The sequence below is a fragment of the Blautia sp. HCP3S3_D9 genome (assembly GCF_052063845.1).
GTDB lineage: Bacteria > Bacillota > Clostridia > Lachnospirales > Lachnospiraceae > Blautia_A.
The window spans coordinates 1-6168 of sequence record NZ_JBQHWS010000167.1; the positions used below are offsets into that span (position 1 = coordinate 1).

General features: G+C 36.2%; 4 protein-coding genes and 1 pseudogene. 3 read left to right on the plus strand and 2 right to left on the minus strand.

Going from position 1 to position 6168, the window contains the following annotated elements; translation table 11 throughout:
- Positions 1-313: 313 nt before the first annotated feature.
- Complete coding sequence (locus ACTNES_RS18790) at positions 314-1945, plus strand: AAA family ATPase (protein ID WP_320813155.1); 1632 nt, start codon at positions 314-316, stop codon at positions 1943-1945.
- Between the two features lie 282 nt (positions 1946-2227).
- Here the strand turns inward: ACTNES_RS18790 and ACTNES_RS18795 are convergent, their stop codons facing one another.
- Positions 2228-2566 carry an Rpn family recombination-promoting nuclease/putative transposase gene (locus ACTNES_RS18795; protein ID WP_441040366.1) on the minus strand — a complete coding sequence of 113 codons (339 nt, stop codon included), beginning with the start codon at positions 2564-2566 and terminating at the stop codon, positions 2228-2230.
- A 181-nt stretch (positions 2567-2747) separates the two neighbouring features.
- Between ACTNES_RS18795 and ACTNES_RS18800 the strand changes: the two genes are divergently transcribed.
- The gene (locus tag ACTNES_RS18800) at positions 2748-4406 is read left to right on the plus strand and encodes an AAA family ATPase (protein WP_320813157.1); all 1659 of its coding nucleotides are present in this window, start codon (positions 2748-2750) and stop codon (positions 4404-4406) included.
- An 18-nt stretch (positions 4407-4424) separates the two neighbouring features.
- Here the strand turns inward: ACTNES_RS18800 and ACTNES_RS18805 are convergent.
- Positions 4425-4691: pseudogene (locus ACTNES_RS18805) on the minus strand (IS1182 family transposase); the annotation flags it as partial.
- An 83-nt stretch (positions 4692-4774) separates the two neighbouring features.
- Here ACTNES_RS18805 and ACTNES_RS18810 point away from each other — a divergent pair.
- Positions 4775-5803 (plus strand): PD-(D/E)XK nuclease family transposase, encoded by a 1029-nt coding sequence (locus tag ACTNES_RS18810; protein ID WP_441040367.1) that lies wholly within the window; start codon positions 4775-4777, stop codon positions 5801-5803.
- The last annotated feature ends 365 nt before the right edge of the window (positions 5804-6168 follow it).

Consider the following 6168-nt stretch of genomic DNA (forward strand, 5'->3'; position numbering starts at 1 on the left):
ACATTCAAGAACGTACCAAAGGGAACATGGACTGTAGGAATGCATGCATTCAACAGAACCTCCGAAGACGGAAAGAAAGTCTTCAGCCCATGGTCAAACCTGAAAAAGGCTACTGTGAAATAATCCATTTGGGTAAATAATACAGATTCCTAAAAAAGAAGGCTCCGGTCATTGCGACCGGGGTCTTTCTTTGTCGAAATCTTTGGTCTGGCAAGGGGATAAGAAGAATGCTATAATATGTTCATCTACAAGAACTTTACAAATCAATTAAATGTACAGATATAGACATCTAATTCTTTCGAGGAGGTCAGGTATGGGATTTTATTTAAACAGTGCTGCACCATATTTTTTATACAAAAGTGAAGTCGACAGCCCTTACTTTGTAGATAAATCACAACTGCTGGAAAAATTGTTTCCTTTTGTCGAACAGGGAAATAAACATGTCTGCATTACCAGACCACGAAGATTTGGAAAAACTGTAATGGCAAATATGATCGGAGCTTTTTTCGGAAAAGGAATAAATTCTCATGAGACTTTTGATTCTTTAAAAATCTCCTGTTCTGCTTCTTATCAGCATCATATCAATAAATATGATGTCATTTATATTGACTTCAGCAAAATGCCCAATGAGTGCAGTTCATATTCTATGTATATTTCCAGAATAGAAAAGAAGCTGAAAAAGGATCTTATTAAAACATTTCCTGATTCAGAAATTGATATAGAAGATTCTCTCTGGGATATATTAGATCAGATTTTTGATGATTATGATGGCCAGCAATTCATATTTATAATGGATGAATGGGATAATATCTTTCACAGAGATTTCATTACAGAAGATGATAAGAAAAAGTTTCTTCTTTTTCTGAGTAATCTACTGAAAGACCATGCATATGTTGCTATGTCATATATGACTGGTATCCTGCCTATTTCCAAATATTCCAGCGGTTCTGAGCTGAACATGTTTATGGAGTTTAAAATGACTTCTATGGAAGTATTTGGGGAATACTTTGGATTCACAGATGAAGAAGTTGATAATCTTTATGAGAAATATCGGCATTTATGTAAAAATCCACAGGTATCACGCAAAGGCTTGCAAGAATGGTATGACGGATATTTTACTGTTTCTGGTAAACGTTTGTATAATCCAAGGTCTGTTGTAATGGCATTGCGTTTTAATCAAATCTCCAATTACTGGACCAGTTCCGGACCTTACGATGAAATTTTTTACTATATTCAGAATGATATTGCTCAGATCAAAAATGACCTGGCATTAATGGTTTCAGGCGAAGGTATCAAAGCGAAAGTAGATGAATTCGCCGCATCTGCCATGAAACTAAAAAGTAAAGATCAGATTTACTCTGCCATGGTCGTATATGGTCTTCTTACTTTTAACAAAGGAAAAGTCTTTATTCCAAACAGAGAACTGATGCTCAAATATGAAGAACTTTTGCAAAATGAAAAAAGTCTTGGCTATGTATATCAACTGGCCCAGATTTCTGACCAGATGCTTGAAGCTACCTTATCAGGTAATACTCAAAAAATGACAGATATTCTTCAATATGCCCACAATACGGAATCTCCAATCCTCTCATATAACAATGAAATAGAACTTTCTGCTATTGTTAATCTGGTATATTTGTCTGCACGAAATAAATACCGGATTGAACGTGAGGACAAAGCTGGAAAGGGATATGTTGATTTTATTTTTTATCCATGGAATGTTGAGGAACCCTGCATCATTCTTGAGTTAAAAGTAGATAGCTCCCCGGAAGAAGCAATACAGCAAATCAAGGACAAAGATTATATTCTCCGCTTCCAGGGAAAATTAGGAGAAAACGGTAAATATACTGGAAAAATTCTGGGAGTTGGAATCAGTTATGATAAAGAAACCAAAACACACCAGTGCAAGATAGAAATTTTATCAAAACAAAATTCTGGATTCTGAAAATTTTTATAGATAAACCAGAACTGTTCATAGCGTAGTATTCTCACAAATAACGGTACCACGAATTCCAAAATTAATCCATACAGTAGTAATCACTTTAAAGTTGCCTGACAAAAGGATATAATTTTGTCATTAAATAAGTCTCCAGTCATTTCAGCTGGAGACTCTCTTTTTACCAGAATTTTTTTACATAACTGGCAGCTTTTTCCTGTGACAGGAAAAATTCATTCATGATATTTCTGACCGTATCTTCTTCACTGATATTAAAATTTCTGCAGGTTCTTACAGTTGCACGGATACCCTCAATAATGCCCTCCTGTCTGCCTTCAAGAATGCCTTTTTGTCTGCCTTCAAGAATACTTCCCGGATCTTCTTCGTATAGTCCCGTGCATAGATAGACCTGCTCACATCAAATACCGTATTTATATCAGGATTCCTGAAACACAGGGATTCGCTTGACCTTATCTGGATCAGGTTCATCCGATAATCAGATACCAAAGGCTGCAGCTTTTCAGGGATTTTAAGCATATCCTTCAATGAAAAGGGACCATCCCATTCGCTTTCTCCATAGTATACGCACAGACTTACCACCGGATACAGACGGTCAGTCTTTTCAACCATTTCTGCGAAACTGCAAAAGTGAAATAATCCATTTGGGTAAATAATACAGATTCCTAAAAAAGAAGGCTCCGGTCATTGCGACCGGGGTCTTTCTTTGTCGAAATCTTTGGTCTGGCAAGTACTTCGTAAGGATGTTATAATATTTCAATAAAGAAAAGAATTCTGAAAGGCGGTGAACAATATGGCAATGTTTTTAAATACTCCTCTTCCTTACAAAAGATATAAAAAAATATCAGAAACCACATATTTTGTTGATAAGACCTGTATCCTGAATGATGTATTGGGATGTATAGAAGAAGAAACGCAGTATATATGTATCACAAGGCCTCGCAGATTCGGGAAAACAATTATGGCAAATATGCTGGGAGCTTTTCTGGGTAAAGGCTGGGATTCTTCACAGATATTTGACCATCTAAAAATTGCAGGATCTGCAAAGTATCAGAAATATTTAAATCAATATGATATCATTTATATTGATTTCAGCAGACTTCCTGAAAATTGTACATCTTACCAGCAATATATAAACCGGATTATTACAGGATTAAAAAGCGATCTAAAAAATGCATATCCTGAGTATAAATTAAACTTTGAAGCAGCGGTATGGGATATGTTTTCTGCTATTTCAGACCGATCAGACCAGCAGTTTATTTTTATCATGGATGAATGGGATGCTGTTTTTCATATGCCTTTTATCACCGAAACAGACAAAGCTGAGTATATCCTTTTTCTCAAAACCCTGCTGAAAGACCAGGATTACGTGGCATTGGCATACATTACCGGCATTCTTCCTATCTCTAAATATTCCAGTGGTTCTGAACTGAATATGTTTATGGAATTTAAAATGACTTCTATGGAAGCATTTGGAGAATATTTTGGCTTTACGGACGAAGAAGTTGATATCCTGTATGAAAAATATCTGCAGATATGTAAAAATCCGCAGGTATCACGTCAGGGACTGCAGGAATGGTATGACGGATATTTCACTGCTTCCGGCATGCGTCTGTATAACCCGAGGTCTGTAGTAATGGCTTTGCGTTTCAACCAGCTCTCTAATTACTGGACCAGTTCAGGACCTTATGACGAAATTTTTTATTATATCCGTAATGATATTGATCAGATCAAAGATGATCTGGCATTGATGGTTTCAGGCGAAGGCGTAGATGCCAGAATAGATGAATTCGCTGCTTCTGCCATGGAGTTGAAAAGTCGGAATCAGATTTATTCTGCGATGGTTGTCTATGGTCTGCTTACATTTATTAATGGAAAAGTATTCATTCCGAATAAAGAATTGATGCTTAAGTATGAAGAACTGCTACAGACTGAAAAAAGTCTTGGATATGTATATCAGTTAGCCCGGGTTTCAGACCAGATGCTTAAGGCTACATTATCAGGCGATGCGCAAAAGATGGCAGACATTCTTCAATATGCCCACAACACAGAATCACCTATCTTTTCGTATAACAGCGAAATAGAACTTTCTGCTATTGTCAATCTGGTATATCTGTCAGCACGAAATAAATACAGGATCGAACGTGAAGATAAAGCAGGAAAAGGATTCGTTGATTTTATTTTTTATCCATGGAATGCTTCAGAACCCTGTATTATTCTTGAATTAAAAGCAGATCACTCTCCGGAAGAAGCTATACAACAGATCAAAGAAAAGGATTATCTTCTGCGTTTTCAGGGGAAATTAGGGGAAAACCGTAAATATACCGGCGAGATCCTGGGAGTTGGAATCAGCTACGATAAGAAAACAAAAGAGCATCAGTGTAAAGTTGAAATACTATCAAATAAGAAACATACCTGTAAAATAGAACGGCAGGAAATATTTCGCCCATAATCAAACCTGTAAAAGGTGGCTGTTAAATAATACGAGATTCCCTGCTTCATCTTCTGTAAAGTTTACAGTACGATACGGATTCTCGTGTTATTTTTTGTCGGTCGTTTCTTTTTTGTACATGGTAAATTTCATGTATTTTTCCATGTCGTGTTCTTCGCAGTAAAGATAATTATTATAAGAACCATATCCAGCATCAGCAACTGGATACTTCGGATAATGCCCATAAATGTTATTGAACTTTTCCATCAAAGGTATAAAGCATTCCATATCTGATGCATAGGTTTTTAAACGAAAACTTGTCGAAAAGTTTTTCTGGTAATCATACAGTAGCTCTGATAAAATATAAGTACAAAAATATGTAGCAGGAGGTGATATCCATAGTACGTCAAACAAATCTGGCACAGACGATAGACCTTGCTACAGATCGTGCAAGATATGATGAATGTGCCAAGAAACTATTAACCTATAAGGCGGTCATTGCCTGGATTCTCAAATCCTGTACAAAAGAATTTTCCCAATATAGTGTCAGATTTATCTGTGATAATTGCCTGAATGGAGATATCGAAATTTCCGCTCGAGCAGTACATCAGGATCAGCCCGACCTCAACGGATTATTAGATGGAAACGAACGAATAGACTGCCTCAATTCTGAGGCTAATGCCATTAAAGATCAGACTGTATATTATGATATTCGCTTTAAGGCTTATATTCCAAACAATGGAGAGCCGATACAGATGATCATCAATCTGGAAATCCAGTTAAATGACACACCAGGATATCCATTAGTTACAAGAGGATTTTATTATTGTGCAAGAATGATTTCCGAACAGTATGGCACTGTTTTTACCGGTGAACATTACGAAAAACTCCAGAAAGTCTATAGTATCTGGATCTGCCCGGATCCGGCAAAAAAACGCAGGAATGGAATTTTCAGATATCATACTGTACAGGATACGATATTAGGAAAACCTTATGAAACTCCTGGCAATTATGACCTTATGGAAGTTGTTATAGTAAATTTAGGCGACGCAGACAAAGAAAGTGATCTGGAGATCCTTGATCTGCTGAATACACTTTTTTCTCTTTCCAAATCCTCTGAAGCAAAGAAAAAACGTCTTCAGGAAGATTTTGGCATCGCCATGACAGAAGAATTCGAAAGTGAGGTGCAGGATATGTGTAATCTGGGGAAAGCACTTGTTGAGCAGGGTATCGAACGGGGTATGGAACAGGGTATCGAGCAAGGTATCGAACAGGGTGTAGAAAAGAAAAATCTTTCCCTTGCAGAGATGATGCTCAAAGATAAAGAACCACTTGATAAAATTGAAAAATATACTGGATTTTCCACAGATAAATTAAAAGAAATTGCAGAATCTATAGGAATGGATCTTACCGCGTGAAATGTCCCCTTATTAGGGCTATACATAATAAACGAAAAAATTTAATTTCACCAATCAGGAGTAAAGCTTTCAATTGTATCTTTTCGATACTTTTGAAAGCTTTTTTGCATGCTGAGAACAATTATTTTTGTTATAACTATTTATTTTGATATAAATCATCATAAAAAAATAATTATAAATCAAATATTACGTGCGTTCTGCTACTCTAAGAATTATTCCAGATGTAAAATCAACCATAAAAATAACCTATACACCACCCAAAGGGGAACTATAATCATGACAAAGATTAAAAACACAAAGAAGGGCATGGCAAAAAAGACATTAAGTATGTCACTTGTTGTTGCAATGCTTGCTACTTCTAATGT